This window comes from Limosilactobacillus galli (assembly GCF_947381495.1).
GTDB classification, from domain to species: Bacteria; Bacillota; Bacilli; order Lactobacillales; family Lactobacillaceae; genus Limosilactobacillus; species Limosilactobacillus galli.
The window spans coordinates 1-216 of record NZ_CANCWK010000154.1 but is presented as its reverse complement, the minus strand read 5'-3'; the positions used below and the strand labels follow the sequence as shown (position 1 = coordinate 216).

Below are 216 nucleotides of genomic sequence, written 5' to 3'. Positions count from 1 at the left end.
AATGAACACAAACAAAGTGTTGGTTATGACAAAATGACCAGGTTAATTAATTTGAGTCAGCAAGTTCCCTATAAGGTAAACAAGAAACGGATTATTCGTATCATGCGAAAGCATGGTATTAAAGCTGACTATCGTCAGCCCAAACATAAGCGTATTCAGGCTCAACAAACTTATGAAGCTGAAAACATTCTTAAACGACAATTTGATCAAAGCGCA

1 protein-coding gene is annotated in these 216 nt (G+C 36.1%); it reads left to right on the top strand.

The window, feature by feature from the left end:
* On the top strand, positions 1 to 216 hold a 216-nt coding region (locus QOS10_RS09690), incomplete at both ends, for an IS3 family transposase (RefSeq protein WP_283595221.1).